This window comes from Halorubrum sp. AJ67, from assembly GCF_000513435.1.
This window is the reverse complement of record NZ_CBVY010000040.1, coordinates 6,968-8,481: the sequence shown is the minus strand read 5'-3', so window position 1 is coordinate 8,481 and position 1,514 is coordinate 6,968. Positions and strand designations below refer to the sequence as shown.

Below are 1,514 nucleotides of genomic sequence, written 5' to 3'. Positions count from 1 at the left end.
GGACGTGTCCGGTATGTCTCGCTCGCCGGAGCCGGAGACGCTCATCGATCTCGCGCAAGACAAGATCGCGGTGATCGACGAGCGGGGCCGGTTCCGGTACCTCAACGCGGCGGCCGGCAACCTCCTCGGATTCGACCCCGACGAACTTGTCGGGCGGAACGCGTTCGATCTGGTCCACCCCGACGACGTCGACCGCGTCCGCGCCGGCTTCGACTCCGTCGTCGCTGACGGCACGTCGCCGAACTCCCCGCTGGAGTACCGCTACGGCACCGCCGACGGCGACTGGGTGTGGTTCCGAACGCTCGTGTTCCCGCCCGCGGAGACCGGTGTCGACGGCTACGCGCTCAGCTCCCGCGACATCACCCTCGAAGTCGAGTCCCGGCGGCGTTTGGAGACCATCGCGTCGACCTCGCCCGACGTGTTGTGGATGTTTAGCGCCGACTGGACCGAACTGCTGTTCGTCAACGGCGCGGTCGAGCCGGTGTTCGGGATCGACCCCGAGGCGCTCGAACGACAGCCACAGATGTTCCTGAAGTCGGTCCACCCCGACGACCGCCCGGCCGTCGAGCGTGCGATGGAACGGCTCTCCGCCGGCGAGTCCACGAACCTCGACTACCGGATCGGCTCTCCCGACGGGCCGACGAGCTGGGTCCGGGTGCCCAGCCGCCCCGTGACGGAGAACGGCGAGGTCGTCGCAGTCACCGGGTTCGCCCGCGACGTCACCGACGAGTACCGCCGGGAGCGCCAGCTCACGGTGATGGACAACCTGCTCCGGCACACGATCCGCAACGACATGAACATCGTCGACGGCACCGCGGAACGGATCGCCGACCGGATCGACGACGCCGTGGAGCCGGCGTCGTCGGTGTCGTCCGACGGGCCCGACGATCGGGCCGATTCCGGCTCCGAAGACTCTAACTTTGCTACTTCCGATTCCGACGATTCTGATTCAACGACTCCCGACCCTGTCGATCCCGACGTGGACTTCGCGAAACTCGCGGCCGACGTGAGAGACCACGCGGAGACGGTCCGACGCGTCGCCGCCGACCTGTTGACCACCGCCGAGAAGCAGCGCGGCGTGATCGATCTGCTCCGGCAGCACGAGCCGCCGCAGCCGCTCCGCGTCGCGCCCCTCGTCGAGAGCGCGGTCGCGGACGCCGTCGGCGACCCAAGTGACTCGCGCGCGTCGGTGACCGTCTCCTGTCCCGAGGAGGCGCGGGCGTTCACCCACCCCGAGCTCGACTACGCGATCGCGGAGCTGATCGAGAACGCGATCGAACACGCGGAGGCGATGCCGACGGTCGAGATCGAGGTCACGGCCCCGGCCGACCGGGTCGAGATCGCGGTCCGGGACAACGCGCCGCCGATCCCGCCCGCCGAGCGCGACCCCATTACCGACCGCTGGAAGATGGACGACCTCAAACACACCGGTGGGATGGGGCTGTGGCTCGTCTACTGGATCGCGGACCGCTCCGGCGGGGACCTGCGATTCGACGCCGGGACCGACGGCAACG

The 1,514-nt window shown here is 69.1% G+C and carries 1 protein-coding gene; it reads left to right on the top strand.

What is annotated here, in order from left to right; all coding sequences use genetic code 11:
• Positions 1 to 13 precede the first annotated feature (13 nt).
• On the top strand, positions 14 to 1,514 hold a 1,501-nt coding region (locus tag BN903_RS14925), incomplete at its 3' end, for a PAS domain S-box protein (protein WP_048078480.1).